The sequence below is a fragment of the Mucilaginibacter ginsenosidivorans genome (assembly GCF_007971025.1).
Taxonomy (GTDB): Bacteria; Bacteroidota; Bacteroidia; order Sphingobacteriales; family Sphingobacteriaceae; genus Mucilaginibacter; species Mucilaginibacter ginsenosidivorans.
Window position 1 is genome coordinate 1942473 of the sequence record NZ_CP042436.1, and the last position, 16746, is coordinate 1959218.

At 48.0% G+C, this 16746-nt stretch carries 9 protein-coding genes; 4 read left to right on the plus strand and 5 right to left on the minus strand.

The window, feature by feature from the left end:
• Positions 1-56: 56 nt before the first annotated feature.
• On the minus strand, positions 57-1121 hold the full coding sequence (locus FRZ54_RS08925) for a Gfo/Idh/MocA family oxidoreductase (protein WP_147031280.1): 1065 nt from the start codon (positions 1119-1121) through the stop codon (positions 57-59).
• A gap of 215 nt (positions 1122-1336) precedes the next feature.
• Between FRZ54_RS08925 and FRZ54_RS08930 the strand changes: the two genes are divergently transcribed.
• Complete coding sequence (locus FRZ54_RS08930; RefSeq protein WP_147031281.1) at positions 1337-2320, plus strand: aldo/keto reductase; 984 nt, start codon at positions 1337-1339, stop codon at positions 2318-2320.
• Positions 2321-2623: 303 nt separating this feature from the next.
• Here the strand turns inward: FRZ54_RS08930 and FRZ54_RS08935 are convergent, their stop codons facing one another.
• From FRZ54_RS08935 to FRZ54_RS08950, 4 genes are all read right to left on the minus strand, one after another.
• The gene (locus FRZ54_RS08935; RefSeq protein WP_147031282.1) at positions 2624-5383 is read right to left on the minus strand and encodes a DUF1080 domain-containing protein; all 2760 of its coding nucleotides are present in this window, start codon (positions 5381-5383) and stop codon (positions 2624-2626) included.
• A 10-nt stretch (positions 5384-5393) separates the two neighbouring features.
• Entirely contained in the window at positions 5394-6665 is a 1272-nt protein-coding gene (locus tag FRZ54_RS08940; protein WP_147031283.1) for a Gfo/Idh/MocA family oxidoreductase, read from the minus strand.
• Between the two features lie 104 nt (positions 6666-6769).
• A complete protein-coding gene (locus tag FRZ54_RS08945; RefSeq protein ID WP_147031284.1) occupies positions 6770-7480 on the minus strand; it encodes a 3-keto-disaccharide hydrolase in 711 nt (236 codons plus the stop codon).
• A gap of 133 nt (positions 7481-7613) precedes the next feature.
• Positions 7614-9794, minus strand: coding sequence for a DUF5916 domain-containing protein (locus tag FRZ54_RS08950; protein ID WP_228462667.1), 2181 nt, complete (start codon positions 9792-9794; stop codon positions 7614-7616).
• 312 nt (positions 9795-10106) lie between these two features.
• On the opposite strand from FRZ54_RS08950, the gene FRZ54_RS08955 reads away from it, so the two are divergent.
• From FRZ54_RS08955 to FRZ54_RS08965, 3 genes are all read left to right on the plus strand, one after another.
• Complete coding sequence (locus FRZ54_RS08955) at positions 10107-12584, plus strand: DUF5686 family protein (protein ID WP_147031285.1); 2478 nt, start codon at positions 10107-10109, stop codon at positions 12582-12584.
• Between the two features lie 163 nt (positions 12585-12747).
• The gene (gene trhO / locus FRZ54_RS08960) at positions 12748-13707 is read left to right on the plus strand and encodes an oxygen-dependent tRNA uridine(34) hydroxylase TrhO (RefSeq protein WP_147031286.1); all 960 of its coding nucleotides are present in this window, start codon (positions 12748-12750) and stop codon (positions 13705-13707) included.
• A gap of 78 nt (positions 13708-13785) precedes the next feature.
• Positions 13786-16668 carry a triple tyrosine motif-containing protein gene (locus FRZ54_RS08965; RefSeq protein ID WP_147031287.1) on the plus strand — a complete coding sequence of 961 codons (2883 nt, stop codon included), beginning with the start codon at positions 13786-13788 and terminating at the stop codon, positions 16666-16668.
• Positions 16669-16746 lie beyond the last annotated feature (78 nt).

A 16746-nucleotide genomic window follows, 5' to 3' on the forward strand; every position in this document is an offset into this window, starting at 1 on the left:
CTGAATAAGTTGACCAGTATGAACATGGCTTTACTCAACCCGTTAATTGAATCAAATCAATCACTATAACTCACCGTCCTTTTCTCCTGGCTGCTCTGAAAAGCCAGTTCGATAATGCGTATAGTCGTTCGTGCGTGTTCCGGCTGAACAATAAGCGGTTTACCTTCGGCAATGGCCTCATACACATTGCGGAACAGGTCCTGGTAACGCCCGGGTTCGCTCGGGATCACCTCGGTCACCGTCTTGCCGTCCACGTCACGCGTCACATGTCCCCATATCGATTCAGGTTCCACGCCCCAGCCGGGTTCAGTTGGTTTGTGGCCCGCTTTCAAAGCCTCCTCCTGTACGTCCATGCCATATTTTATGAAAGTACCGTCATAACCATACAGCGTATAAACCGGCCCTGCTTCTTTCACCAGCATGCCGCCCTTAAGGGTTACTTTCAGGCCGGGATACCATAATATCAGTTCGTAATTATCTTCAACCTCCAGTCCGCCGGGGCGCTGGGTGGTCATCATGCAGGTGAGTTCGGTTGGTTTACCAAAAAGCTCGAGTGAGGCATCTATCAGGTGGGCCCCCAGGTCATAAAATATACCGGAGCCCGGCAGCGGCTTCTCGCGCCAGGCCTGTGGGCGCAGGCCAAGGCGGTAGCGGTCATAGTGTACCTCCATCTCCACGAGTTTGCCCAGCACGCCACTTGCCAAAACCTTTTTAATGGTATTATGCCCGCTGTCGAACCGGCGGTTATGATGCACCGACAAAACCCTATTCTGCTGTTTTGCTAACGCGATGAGTTCATCAGCCTCGGCGCTGGTTATCGTGAACGGCTTTTCCACCAGTACATGCTTTCCCGCAAGCAAAGCTTTCCTGGTCAAATCGAAATGGGACGTATTGGGGGACCCTACCAGCACCAGATCGATACCCGGATCGTTAATAACGTCGTCGGCGGTTTGTACTACTTTGGCGTTTGGATATACTTCGTTAGCCTTCGCCGCTTTAGCCGGGTCGCTTGTGCTGATGCTTGCCAGCTTAAAACCCGGGTCAGCCTCAATAAAGGGCGCAAAAAAAGTTTGGCCCGAATTGCCGAAACCGATGAGGCCCGTGTTGATGATTTTTTTCATAGGTAAATTAATCAATGTCATTTCGAGTGAGCGTAGCGACGAGAAATCTTAAACGTTATGCATAGTTCCGATACGCGGCGTATAAGTTCCCTCTCTATCGTTCGGGATGACATGGTTTATTAGTAGTGTTTTTTCAAATTTTACAAACCGATTAAACCCGCCCGCGCTTTTATTAAGATATTGCGCTATTTCCGGCTAAAATAACATTACCATTTATGAAATACAGAACTTTTGCAAAAAACGAGCAACTGTCGGCCATTGGTCTTGGCTGCATGAGCATGAGTCACGCCTACGGTACTCCCGATGATCCGGAATCCATCCGCACCCTCCACCTTGCTCTGGACCTCGGCATCAACTTTTGGGACACTGCCGATGTGTATGGCAACGGCAAAAACGAAGAGCTGATCTCCAAAGTGCTAACTGAAAACCGTGATAAAATATTTATTGCCACAAAGTTTGGCTTCCGGACCGATGCCGATGCCCGCTTAACAGGATTCGATGCACGGCCCGCTTACATCAAGCAAGCCGTGGAGGCCAGCCTCAAACGCCTGAAGATCGATACCATCGACCTTTACTACGCCCACCGCATCGACCCTAATGTGCCGGTTGAGGAAATGGTTGGCGCCATGGCCGAACTGGTTACCCAGGGCAAAGTGAGGTACCTGGGACTGTCGGAAGCTTCAGCAACATCCATCCGAAAAGCGAACGCCGTTCACCCGATCAGCGCGCTGCAAAGCGAATATTCACTGCTCACCCGCGATGTGGAGGCGGAAATATTGCCCCTGTGTAAAGAGCTGGGCATCACATTTGTGCCCTTTAGCCCGCTTGCGCGCGGCCTCATGACCAACACGCTGAAACTGGACGAACTGGCTGCCAACGATTTTCGTAAGAACCTGCCACGCTACCAGCAGGAACACCAGGACAACAACACCAAATTGGCCGAAGGTTTTGCTGAACTGGCCCGGCAGAAAGGCTGCTCGCCGGCGCAATTGGCATTGGCCTGGGTGCTGGCGCAGGGCGATAACATTATCCCCATCCCCGGTACTAAAAAACAGGACAAGCTGAAAGACAACGCAGGCAGTGTTGATGTACAGGTAACCGTGCAAGACAAGCAAAACATCGAGGCCCTCCTGCTCAAATATCCCAACATCGGCGACAGGTATAACGAGAACAATAAGAAGTTTGTAGACAGGAGTTAGCCTTACCGCCAACGCCTCTCCAGGGGAAAGGAAAGTGAGTGAAAAAAAGGAAAGTCCTCTCCCTTGGAGATGATTTAGGTGAGGCTATAGCGCTGACTTGATTTTGCGCTACTTTGTATCAAGAGAGAAGTAACAGCCCCCACGGCAATTGAACGGGGTGATCTCATCAATCTAACGAAAATTCTTTTTGTTGGCTACTCCGCCACATCAGGAAAGACTCACCTCCATCCAACAGAATAAAAAAATAGCGATGGGTCTCAAACCCATCGCTATTTTAAAGATCATCTCATTTCACTTTCCACCTTAATCCGGCAATTCCTTCAAATAAATATCCCGGTAATACACATGGTTCCCATGTGCCTGCAATTCTATTTGTTCCTTCGGGAATATCGGCAGCTTGCGGTCCCAGTAATTATCCATCACCACGTTATCCACCACCAGCACCCCGTTCAGGTAAACGGTAACCTTGTCGTCCTTCATAATAATATGGAAGCTGTTCCATTCGCCAATGGCGTTGTCGGCCAGTTTTAGCGGCTTGCTTTCGTGCGCATGGTTATTGTATAAACCGCCTGAACCTACCTGGGCGCCCACGTCCACCCGCGAGGTATCCCAAACCTGTACCTGCGGCGAACCGCGCAGGTAGATACCGGCGTCTCCTTTGGGTTCTATCTTCCAGTCTACGTACATATCGAAATTGCGGTATCGTTTGATGGTGCAAATGTTCTCACCCTCGCCACTAAAATTCAGTATGCTGTCCTTTACATACCAGCCTTTACGCATTATCGAGTCGGCTTTTTGCTGTGCTTTGGCAAGCGTGCCAGCGTCCATTTTACTGCGGGCGATCGGGTTCTCCACCAAACCCTTCCAGCCGGTCAGGTCCTTGTAATTGAACAGGTCGACAAAGCCGTCATCGTTAGGCATTTCGGCAACAAACTTTTTAATGGCTTCGCGCTCGTAATCACCGTCGCCGCCGCGCCGCATGGCTATCACTTTATTCATGATGGTTCTCACATCGTTACCATAAAATGCCGGGTTGGAAAGGCCAATGCTTACTACTGCCGCCGATGCTTCGGTCTGTAATTGCGGGTCATCCAAATACCTGCCCGCATATAGCAGAGCAACATAGGTTTTGTCATTCGCCAACTCTTCCAATACCAATTTCCTTTGGTCGGTATTGCGGGCAATATCCATGGCCTCGCGCAAAAAGATCACCTTCTCGTCAGCCGGGTAAGCCGATTTGCCTATCAGCCCGACAAGCCCCCGCATAATACGGTTTTGCAAGCCTGCATCGGCCGCGTCTTTGCCAATGTGCACAAGCTCGCGTACGGCACTGCCATCGGCCCATTGCGACAATGCGGTAACGGCTGCTTTTTTAGTGTCCAGGTCGCCGCCGTCATAAGCTTTTGAAACTGCGGCGAGCGATGCTTTGTCGCCAATGCTTGCCAAAATATTAAAATACAATGGCTTCCTGGCGGCAGGGGCCGCGTTCATTTGCTCCAATGCCATGGCGCTTTGCCCTTTGGTATCTTTCATTTGGCCGAATACCGATATAATAGCCGCTTGTACAGCAGCGGTTTCATCCGCCTGGGTAGTTTTAGTAAGCAAGGCAAATAGCTGCGAAAGGTTGTCTTCGCCTGCTATTTCTTTCAACGAATTGTAGGCCGCCAGGCGCACTGATGCATCGGTGCTGTTAAGCAGCGGCATAATAATATCTATCTTGCTGTGCGCCCTGCGTTCAGCCAAAACGGCTATCAGCGCTACCTGGGCCTGCGGGTTAGCATCGGGCAAAGCTTTGGCTGTTTTGTCTACCACGGTTTTCCCTTTCATCACCATTAAAGCATCGCGAACGGCGGCAATTTCATCAGCATTGCCGCTATTCAATACAGCCAGCAGGTCGTTTAATACCTTATCCTGGCCTATCTGTTGCGAAGCTTTTATCGCAGCTAATGCCACACCTGCATCTTCATTTTTTATTTCTTTTACTACCGCAGGCAATGCCGCCTGCACATGGTTAAGCCCAAGCATGGTGATGATCTCGGCTTTGCGTGTGTTATCAGCTTTTTGCATTGTGGCGATCCACGCGTTTGCAGCAGCCGGCGCCAGGTACGGCGCCGCAAATTTCAGCGCGGCTTTACGAAATTGTTCGTTGTTATCCTGCATCGCCCGTATCAGCAAAGACGTACTCGCCGCGCCCTGCATATCCGCCTGCAATTTTAAGGCTGCAGTTTCTGTTTGCACCTGTCCGGCAAGGCTGGCTTTCGTCTGCAATGTTTTCGCCAAACGTATTGCGGTTGCTTTCTGGCCATGCTTGCCTAAATTTTCGATATAAAGCAGGTAGGACGATGTAGCATTGGTTTCATCATAGGTCAGCCCAACATTTTGTGCTGCATTGGCCATCAGGTTAATGGAAACAGGGCTGGCAATGTTAGCAAGTGCATATAAGGCAACCTTAGTCAGCTTTTTATCCCTGCCAATAACCGCATTGATACTTTTTACAGCCAGGGTATTCTTAATATCGCCCAATGCCTCCACCAGCGAAATTTTGCAGTCGCCCTGCGCGGTTTTAAGCGCCGATAACAAAGCCGCTTTGGCCGATACGGAATTCACCTTCACCAATGCCCGTGCGGCCGGGTCGCACAGATGGTCGTCGTTCAGGTATTTTTTTAAGGTGGCTACGGCATCATCTTTTCCTACAATTTGCAGCTGGCTGATTATAAACGCCCGGTTGTAGTCGTCACTTTGATGAGGCAAAGCCTTGCTGTAAGCTTTAACGGCCAACGCCCGCCAGGCTTCTTTTCCGTTTTGGGTAACGTAGTATGAAAACCCGCTGATGGCATCATAAATATGCGTGTTATCAGCGGTCCCGTTAGGTTGCAGCATGTTCAGCATGGCAGTTATACCGCTTTCGCCGAGCGCTGCGGTAGCCACGGCATTAGCATTTAGTTCAGTCGCTTTATTCGCCGGTTCCTTATCTAATATTGCCGTAATCCGGCTGTCCGACTGGGCCCAAACCTGGCTGCCCAATGCGGATAAGATGACGATGGTATAAAATATCTTTCTCATGAGGGTCGGGTTAAATGGTCCACGGACCGCGCATTGGCGGCATTATCAGTTTATTAGCGCCTTCATCGCCGATGAATTCCTGTTTCACCGGGTCGAACTTCAAATTGCGCCCCAATTTCAGGGCGATCAATCCCATATTGACGATGGTGCAGGAGCGGTAGCCGTTCTGCTCGTTCAGCGCGAATTTCTTGCGAGTCTTTACTGCCTCGATAAAGTCGGTCACCTGCGGTTCCGGGTCGGGGAACTCAGCCAGTTTCCTTTCCAGGTCGGGTATGTCTGATTTGAAACCCGGGAACAGCTTGCCTTTCGGCCCTTCAATGTAAGGCACACCCTCAACCGAGCCTTCCCCATCGAGGATGATCTTACAGCCGTCGGCATAGGTATAGGTGATCTTGCGCCAGGTGCCCACAGCGTCGAAGTTTTGCTGCGGCGCGTCAATTTCCACCGAAACCGGGCTGGTATCGTCCTTGCCCAAAAAGTATTGTATCGGGTCGATGTAATGCTGCCCCATATCGCTCAAACCGCCACCATCGTAGTCCCAGTAGCCCCTGAAGGTTTGATGAACCCGGTGAGGATTATAAGGTTTGAAAGGAGCGGGCCCCAGCCAGAATTCATAGTCAAGCTCAGCCGGAACAGGCATTACCGGCAGATTAGTCTTGCCCACCCAGTAAAATTTCCAGTCGAACCCGGTATGGCGGCCAACGGTTACGGTCAGTGGCCAGCCAAGCATGCCGCTTTCCACCAGTTTTTTTATTGGTTTTACCGTCGTTCCCATCCCATAAAAATTATCGCTAAAGCGGAACCAGGTGTTCAGCCTGAAGATACGCCCATGCTGCTGCACAGCTTCCATAAGGCGCTTACCTTCGCCCATTGTATGGGTCATGGGCTTCTCGCACCAAATATCTTTGCCCTGCCTTGCAGCATCGGCGGCTATGATGGCGTGCCAATGCGGAGGGGTGGCCACATGTACGATATCCACCTCTGGCAGCGTGATCAGTTCGCGGTAGTCGCTAAAGGTTTTTGCGCCGTTATTCAGCATTTTTGCTGTTTCGTCCAGGTGGCCCTTATCTACATCGCAAATGGCGACAACGCGGGTATTGCCATATGGGATATGGTTTTTACCCATACCGCCAACACCTACAATGCCCTTTGTTAGCTGATCGCTTGGCGCTATGTAGCCCTTGCCTAATACAAAGCGGGGTACTATCGTGAATGACGCAGCCGCAATAGCCGATTTTTTGAGGAACTCGCGCCGGGTGTTTAGTTTTTTTTCTTCTTCCATTATAGTTCAGTTAGGTGGTTGATTGAGTTGGATTAAGTTGATTAAGTTCAAATCTTCCCAACTAAATCAACCACTCACTCAATCAACTTAATAAACTCCTGTTGTTACAATTCCTTTATCATAATATGCCTATAAAAAGCCTTATCGCCATGGTCCTGCAATGCGATCTCACCTGTTTTGGCCTTGCCATAATCCGGGTAATCTTTCCATTTGCCTTCGGCTCGTTTTTTGTTCCAATCGGCATCCCAGGCGGTAAACTCAACGATCTTTTTGCCATTCAGCCAATGCTCCACGTGGCCGTGATTAAAGACGATCCTGCTCGTGTTCCATTCACCAACAGGTTTCAGGGTCTTTTGATCATTGGCGGTATGCATGGCATAATCGGCACCGGCTTTCTGCCAGTCTTCCAGTTTCTCAGGGAAGTTGACATCGTCAATGATCTGGTACTCCGGGCCTGTTTCATAAGGCGCGTGCCATTTAGGGCCTTCCTGCACGTGATACATCACACCGCTGTTACTGCCTTTGTTCACTTTCCATTCCCACTTCAATTCAAAATTGGCAAACTTCTTATCCGTCACAATATCGCCTCCCGAGGCATCTTTCGCGGCACCCAGGCAAACCAGCGCGCCGTCCTCGATATCCCAATTTTTTACGATTCCGGTTTTGTTATAACCGTGCCAGCCTTTCAGCGTTTTGCCGTCGAACAAACTGACCCATTGGCCTTTTTGCGGAGCACGCTTTACCGCCTGTATGGTAAAAGCCATGGTGGCAATTACCAGTACCGATATTGCTGAGAATTTAATTAGATTTTTCATCTCTGTTTTATTAGGTTAGTAAATGGTTGGGTTGATAGCAGCACTATCAGTGGTAAATTTATAATAATTACCGAAAAGTGTGCGCGTGCACGATAAATTTATCAGTATTTGATTTTGGCTAAAACCCGATCAATTAAATATTCCACCAATAGGTCCACTTGATCACCAATTGCCTTGTCTTTGGAGTATAAGGCGATGGCATCGAATTCTCGCTATATACAATAAATATATCCGAGGCCGGTGCATAACGCCATTGGAAACGGGTATTAACGTTCAGGTTCTTCTGCTGATCGTTATACTGAACATAGGTAGTGAAATACAAATTATTAGTAAACGTCACATCCACTTTGGGCCCAACGAGTGTGAACCTGGTATCGCCATAGGGCTGCGGCAGGCGCAGATCGGTATAGTTGCCATTCAAAGCGATATTGACATAAGGCTGTATGCGGTAGCCAATGGTGCCGCTTAACGTTAGCCGGTGCCCGTTATCATAATAGCCCCCGGTTAACGCCTCTACCTGGTAGGTAAATACGCTTTGCGGTTTCGACACCAGTAAAATATCCAATGAGTTATAGCGGTGCTGGCTGCCAATTGCAAGGCTATCCCTGTGTGTATTGGTAGGGTCGAACTTCTGCTGAAGTGCTACATAATCATTAATGCCCGACACGGTCAATGTACTTCTGTTGCGAAGTGTGATGATGTAGGAGAGGGCGCTCTCATTATCCGTCCGTTTGAAATTTTCGTTAAAAAAGTAATTGGAGGTAAACTGGATACCATGACTAAGTATAGGGCCTTTTTTAGGAAAGAAATTTCGCAATAACAGCGGACTGATCTTTACGTAACCCACCCGGGGTACGTAACCAACGGCTGCTGTATAATTCTTCCCTACATACTCTTCCTGCAAATACAACTGCCAGTGCCTGCTAAAATATTGGATATGATCAGCCAGAACCCAGTCGTGTCCATTTTTATCCGCGGTAAATGATTTCAAGGCCATAGCTTTGCCCGTCCACACATTGTTGCGCGATGCCAGGTTAAACTCGGCGCCTATGGTGCTGTTATTAGCGGCGTTAACACCGGGCAGCGACCCGGTTATGTCTTTATTGATGAACATTAAACCAATATTCGATCGGTCGAGCACACGCCGTTGCAGGGTGATCACGCCATAGTTCGCAGCTTCAATATTGTTATCGGTCGAGTTACCAGTCTGGATATCCATAGCGCCGATGCGCCAATTCTTGTTTAATTGGCCCGTCAGTCTTGCACCAAAATCGATAGGCTGGTTAAGCCCGATACGCCTTGAAAAGAACGGGCGGATATCTGAATAACCAAAGTTGTAAAAAAGGTCGCCGCTCTCCAGGAAGAATTGCCTTTTTTCGGGGAAGAACAATTCGTACCGGTCCAGGTTCACTACCTGCTGGTCAACATCCACCTGCGAGAAATCGGGGTGCACCGTCAGGTCGAGGTTGAGTGATGGTGTCAGCGAAATTTTCGCATCACCCCCAAATTCTCTTTTGAAAGATGCTGAGTTTCCCGTCTGGTAGTCTTTTGAAACACCCGCAAGGGCATAGGGGATAATGGATATGTTACTGCTCGATGTCGGTGGGTCCTCGTCCCAAACCAATGTTCCGGTAAAGGCCAAGGCTGCTGTCGGAAATTGCCTCGGCACAGGCGCCCATGACGATTTTTCGGTGGTCTTCAGGTCATTCCGGCTAAAGTTGATGCCCCATTCTTTGATGCCCTTTTTATACCGGATGCTTTTGAACGGGATCGAAGCTTCGAAAACCCATTTGTCCGGGTAATTCTTTACCGCCGAATACCACTTTTGATCCCAGTTAAGATCGGCGCTGCCGCCTGCGTACAAGGTGCCATCCCATTGCCCGCCTGCTGCGTTGGCGCCGAAAGTAAAGCCATCGGTTCGCGCGTCGAAGGGGTCGATAAAGAAGATAAAATTATCATTTTTCTGAAAGGCCCAATCGCGCTTCATCGATTCCACCATATATGGCCCGCGCAGCAGTTTGTAATTGATGACGATGATGTACAGGTTATTTTGGTCGTAGGTCATACGCACCACCGTTTTTACTTTGGCCATGCTGGTATCCATAGGCAGCACCATGTGAAAGTTAGCTGCCGAGTCGGCGTTCTGCCACGCCGGCTCATCCATCACACCGTCGATAGTTATGGGCGAGCCTGCCCTCTTGATGTGGTAGCGGTAATTAGCGTTGGCTTTTTGAGCGAACGCCCGGTCGCCTGCGATGCAGCAAAAAATAATCAGGATCAGTTTTATGGCCTGCGCCGGGTAATATTGTTTCAATATGCTACGTTCTATTGTGTCGGATTGACGCCGTAATATAGCCTCAAAATGTCGTTTTTAAAACAAAACTGTTAACGCAACGAGTTATTTACAATTGCACGGAAGGCGACCGGCGTGTTAGGAACAACTAAATTGAATTCTTACGCTCATCTGCAATTCTTAATAATCCGAAGCATCAGTCATGCAATTTTTTTGCGATACACAAAAAATGTACAACCCGGCACTGGCGATGTGTTCCGTAACAATCCCGCGCAAAATCCCTATTTTTCAAAACATTTTCCATTACCACTGTTATAAGGTGAGGCTTTGTTTATGAGGAAATATCTACTGCTGCTTTTTACCTGTATTTGTTCGCTTTCTGTTTCGGCACAAAAGGCATTTATGCTTACCGGCAGAATAACCGGCGTTAATGGCAAGCCTTTAAGCTTCGCCGCTGTCTATATAAAAAATTCCACTTACGGTACCAATGCCAACGAGCAGGGTAGTTATGAATTAAAATTGACCACGGGTGAATATGATGTAGTATACCGGTTTGTAGGCTACAAGGAATTGACGGAGCATATTACTATTGCCGATGCCAATGCGCAGCATGATGTGCAGATGACGGACGAGCAATACGCTATGCGGCGGTTCGGTCGTATCAAAGGGCAGCCGGTCGATTCGGCGGTGGGTATCATCAGGCAGGTAATAGCAAGGCGCCAGTATTTTATAAACCAGGTCAACTCCTACTCCTGTGCGGCTTATGTAAAGGGTGTACAGAAACTGATCAGCGCCCCGAAAATGCTGATGAGTCCCAACGTAAGTAACGCCCTGAGTGTCGACAGTACAGGCAAAGGCATACTTTATCAAACAGAATCCATTTCCAATTTTGCCTTCAAGCAACCTGATAATTTTAAAGAGGTGATGATATCCTCTATCTCTGCCGGCCAGAATGCTGCCTTCAGTTTCGACAAGGCTTCTGATCTTTCGGCCAATTTTTACAAGGATATTTTCACGATACGCGGCCTTAGCAGCCGGGGTTTTATTTCGCCCTTTGCCGGGGATGCACCCGAATATTACAATTACAATCTTGTAGGCTCCAAAGTGGAGAATGGTCTTATAGTACATAAGATACAGGTTTCGCCAAAACACAAATACAGCCGGGTATTTACCGGCTATGTTTATGTGGTTGACGGCGACTGGCGCATTTACAGCGTCGACCTGATGCTGACCGGCAGCAAGAACGCATTAAACCTGGTGGATACCTTGCAGATAAGCCAGGAATACGTACCGATACGCGACAGTGTATGGGAGCCGTTGTCCGTTCAGTACAACTTTAACGGGAATGTACTGGGCTTTAAATTCGAGGGGTATTACCTGGGCATCTATAACAACTACAAACTAAACCCTGGGTTCGCTGATAATTACTTTAACGGCGAACGGATGCGCGTTGATAGTTCGGCAGATAATCATAATCTTGCTGCCTGGCAAGAGCTGCGACCGGTGCCATTGACGGCGCAGGAAAATAAGGACTATGCTAATAAAGCCGAAATAGCTGCCATGAACCAGGCGCTTGAGCAGGCGGGAGTGATCGAGAAATCGGGAAATCACTTCAATGTTTTACCCTACATTCCTTTTGGCTACAAGTTGTCATTCAAACATCACCGCGATTCGATCTATGTCGATCCTTTCCTGCAAACCGTATTTTATAATACTGTCGAGGGCGGCGGCATCAATCTGCAGGGCACCTTTGTGCACCATATTGATACGTTGCGCACCTACAGCATAACGCCTAACCTGCGGTATGGCTTTACAGACAAAACGCTTTATGCCAATATCCGCGGCGAGTATAATTACGATCCGTTACACAGGGGCAAGTTTTTTGCGGGTTTTGGCAAAAACATACTCGATCTGAACAATGTCGGCACACGTTCGGTGTATTTCAATACCCTGAGTACCCTGCTCAGCGCGCGTAACTATGTGAAATATTATAGTTCGGAGTATCTTAATTTTGGATTCCAGCGCAACCTGAACGATAACTTGCTGTTAAAAGCAGACCTGTCCTTTGCCAACCGCACGCAGTTATATAACAATACGCTTTACACCTTCAAGCACACTGTGGACAGCCACCTTACATCCAACAACCCGCTGATGGCAGAGGCGCCGGCTTATGAACGGTCGGAATTATTCCCGCAAAACCAGGCGTTAACGCTTACTTCGTCACTTACTTACACCTTCGATCAGCAATATATTACCCGCCCAACCGGCAGGGAGTTTTTGCCATCCAAATATCCGCAGATAACGCTTACCTACCGGCAGGGTATAAAGGGGTTGTTTGGTTCTGATGTCAACTATAATTTCGCCTCGCTATCTGTTTATCATGAACACCTGGACAATGGATTATGGGGTTTTTCGGCGTTCAAGATCGAGGCCGGCGATTTCTTTAAACACAGTTCCGTATACTTCATGGACTACAATCATTTTAAAGGTAACCAGGGTACTACTATCGACCCAACACCAGGCAGCTACCACTTCCTGCCTTTCTATACCTATAGTACTGATGGCCCGTATTTTGAAGGGCACTTCGAGCATAATTTTGCCGGTCACTTTTTTAGCCGGGTACCTTTGCTAAGACAACTGAAGCTGGATGAGATAGCGGGCGTAAACTTTTTAACCACCAACGATAACCGCAATTACACCGAGTTTTATGTAGGTATCCAGCGTTTTATATTCCGCCTGGATTATGGCGTGTCATTCGAGGGCAGCCATAAGTTTTTACAGGGATTCAGGATATTCTATGGAATTAAGTAGGAGCAGAAAGGTTAAAGGCGAAAGAATAAATGTTTGTATTCTTGCCTTATTTAATGTTTGCTGAGCATCCCAGGAACCTTTCACCTTTAGGCTTTTACCTTTCACCTCAAAATCGTAGATTTGCCCCATCATTAAACGCTGTTTGCAACAGTATCAATGTTTTATGGCAAAGTACAACACACTACTCTATTATTGCTATTCGGCAATAGCGGATGCGGAGCAATTTGCTGCCGATCATCTGAAATTTTGTAAATCTTTAGGATTGGTCGGGCGTATTATCGTGGCCGACGAAGGCTTGAACGGCACGGTTTCAGGTAATTCAGAATCCTGCAAAACATACATGGACACCCTGCACGCCGACGAGCGTTTCGCGGCTATTGACTTTAAAGTTGACGAAGTAGACGGACCATCGTTCATCAAAATGCATGTGAGGTATAAGTCGGAGATCGTCCATTCCGGCCTGCGCGACCCGAAGATCATCAACCCGCAGGAAAAAACAGGCAAGCACCTTGAGCCAAAGGATTTTTTGGCGATGAAGGACCGCGACGACGTGGTGGTATTGGATGTGCGCTCGAACTACGAGCATTCGCTCGGCAAATTCAAAAACGCCATTACGCTGGATATCGAGAATTTTCGCGACTTCCCTGCTAAAATAAATGAGCTGGCTCAATACAAGGACAAAAAGATATTAACCTATTGCACCGGCGGCATCAAGTGCGAAAAAGCCTCGGCGCTGTTGCTGCACGAAGGATTTACCGACGTCTATCAATTGCATGGCGGCATCATCAAATACGGCAAGGAAGCAGGCGGGCAGGATTTTGAGGGTAAGTGTTACGTATTCGATAATCGCCTTTCGGTTGATGTGAACAGCGTGAACCCGGTTGTTATTTCAACCTGTTTCAACTGCGGCAAACATACCGATAAGATGATCAATTGTGCCAATCCTGAATGCAACGAGCACTTTACGCAATGCGAAGAGTGCGGCTGGCAAATGGACGGCTGCTGCAGCGACGCCTGCAAACAACATCCCCGCAAACGCGAATATGACGGCACGGGATATTATGTGAAGGTGCCGCAACCGGTGAATACAGCTAAGAAAGCTAAGATAAAGCTGGCTGAATAATCCGCTTTGTAAAAAATCACTTCCAAAACGTATTTTCGTAGAGACGCAATACACAGCGTTTCTACCATATTATAGCCAATGCGTAAAGCAGCACTTTTCATCTTCCCGGTCTTTTTGCTTTTTGCGGGCAACCTCAAAGCTGCGGATATAAAAAGCATCGGCGTACCTTATGTGCAAAATTACACCAAGGCCATTTACCAGTCGGGCAACCAAAACTGGTCGGTAACGCGCGACGAGCATGGTATTATGTACTTCGGCAACTCGGAGGGCCTGCTCACCTTTGATGGCCGCTACTGGCAATCCTATTCACTGCCAAACGGGTTGATCGTACGTTCTGTAGCTGCAGATGGTAAAGGTAAAGTGTATTCGGGTGGTTTCGGCGAGTTTGGTTACTGGGAAAACAATAACATGGGCAGGTTGCAATACCATTCGCTCATCAGCCTTATCCCAAAAGATAACCGTCCCCTTAATGAGGAAATATGGAAGATATACATCGACGATAAGCAGATCATCTTTCAATCCTTTGGCACCATTTTCATTTATGCCGGTGGGAAGATCAGTATTGTGAAAGCGCCAAACCCTTACTTATTCCTGTTTAAAGTAGGCAAACGGTATTTCGTAGAACAAGTAAATACGGGGCTGTTCGAACTGAAAGGGAATAAGCTTGAAGCCATTGCTGGCAGCAATTTGATGGGCAACAGCGGCATTTTGTCGATACTGCCTTTCCCGCATAATAGGTACCTGATAGGCACGGCTCATAATGGTCTTTTCATCTACGACGGTAAGCAGATACAGCCATGGAACAACCAGGCCAGCGATTTTTTGAAAACATACCAGCTGAACAACGGGGCAGTTATCCCGGGCAAGTACTTTGCTTACGGCACTATCCTGAACGGTGTTATTGTTATCGACACCGCTGGCAATGTTATTCAGCAGATCAATAAATCAAGCGGGTTGCAGAATAATACCGTGCTGAGCCTTTATACCGATAATGAACAAAACCTTTGGTGCGGTTTGGATAATGGCATCGACCGTATTGAATTTAATTCGCCGCTTTATTTTTATTTTGACAAGACGGGCCGCTTCGGTACGGTATATTCCAGTATTATTTTCAACAATAAGATTTACCTGGGCACCAACCAGGGACTTTTTTACAGCGACTGGACGGGTAACGGCAGTAAACAATCGTTCGACTTCAAACTAATACCCGGTTCGCAGGGACAGGTATGGGAACTGATATTGCAGGATGGCAGACTGCTTTGCGGCCACAATACCGGCACCTACCAGGTAAACGGTGCAACCTTAACCAAAATAACGACTATAAGCGGAGGGTGGACCATCAAAAAATTGAATGCCGGTCACCTGATACAGGGAACCTATACAGGGCTGGTTGTATACAGCAAGGATAATAAGGGCAACTGGATATTCGATGACAGGGTTGATGGCTTCGGCGAGCCTTCGCGCTATGTGGAACAGGATAACCGCGGGCAGATATGGGTTAGCCATGCTTATAAAGGCATATACAAGGTAACGCTCAGCAGCGATCTTAAAAAAGCGACCTCGGTAAAATACTACGATAACCGGTACGGCCTGCCGGGCAGCTACAATATCAATGTATTTAACCTGGATAATAAGATCGTATTTGCGTCGGATTCGGGCTTTTATATTTACGATGACATTAGCGACCGCTTTTTTAAATACGCACAGCTAAACCGCAAACTTGGCTCTTTTGCCAGTTCTAATAAGATCATACCGGCATTTGGCAAGAAATATTGGTTCATAAATCACGGCAGAGTGGCGCTTGCCGACCTGTCAGCACCCGGGAAACTCAGCATCGACTCAAACAGGTTTACTATATTGGATGGCCGGATGCTGCACAATTACGAGAGCATCAGCCGCATCAACAGCTCTATTTACCTGATCAGCGTCGACGACGGTTTTGCCATATTGAATGATGAGGATGCCCTGCAGCGCAGTGATATTAAGCTGCCAAACGTATTGATACGGCGTGTGGAAGATATTACCGACCGCATAACCCTGATGGCCGATAATGACCGCGACGGCGAGATAGAAATCCCGTATTCCCAAAATAATATCCGCATATCGTATGCGCTGCCTTTTTACCGCCAGGAAAAGGTAAGGTTCCAGTATTATTTGGATGGCTACTCGAGGCAATGGTCGGACTGGAGCACCCAAACCCAAAAGGACTTCACCAACCTGGATAGGGGCACCTACCATTTTAGGGTACGGGCAAGCATCAACGAGTTAAGTATCTCGCCAGAAACGGTTTTCAGCTTCACAATACTGCCGCCCTGGTACGCCGGTAATGTTGCCATAGCTTGTTACCTGCTGCTACTGGTATTAGCCTATTACGTTATACGTTATTTTTACCGCCAGAAACTGAAACGTCATCAGCACCATATTCATGAAAAACTGAGATCAGAACATGAAGAATTCCTGAAACAGGAAGCCTTGGCGAACGAACAACGCATCGTCAAAATAAAAAACGAACAGTTACAGGCCGACCTGGCCAGCAAAAGCCGCGAACTGGCAAATTCGGCCATGAATATCGTGTATAAAAACGAACTGCTGCAAAAGATAAGCGACGAAATAACTCACTTGAAGGACAGCAGCGGCAAAAAGCTTTCGGACGAACAGCTTAGACGGATACAAAAGGTAATAAATGATGGAATGAGCGACGAACGCGACTGGAACCTTTTTGAAAGCAGTTTTAACGAGGCCCATGAAAGTTTCTTCAAAAAGCTGAAGGCCCAGCATCCCGACCTCGTACCGAACGACCTTAAACTGTGCGCTTACCTGCGCATGAACATGAGCAGTAAGGAAATGGCCTCGCTGCTAAACATCTCCCTGCGCGGTGTCGAGATCAGGCGCTACCGCCTGCGTAAAAAACTCAACCTGGAGCACGATAAGAACCTGGTGGAGTTTTTGATGGAGTTATAAAATTTATTTCACCTGCCAAACCCCGCCACGGTCCACTGCTCTGACCAAAATTATATTACTTTAAAAAGTGTCGGCATA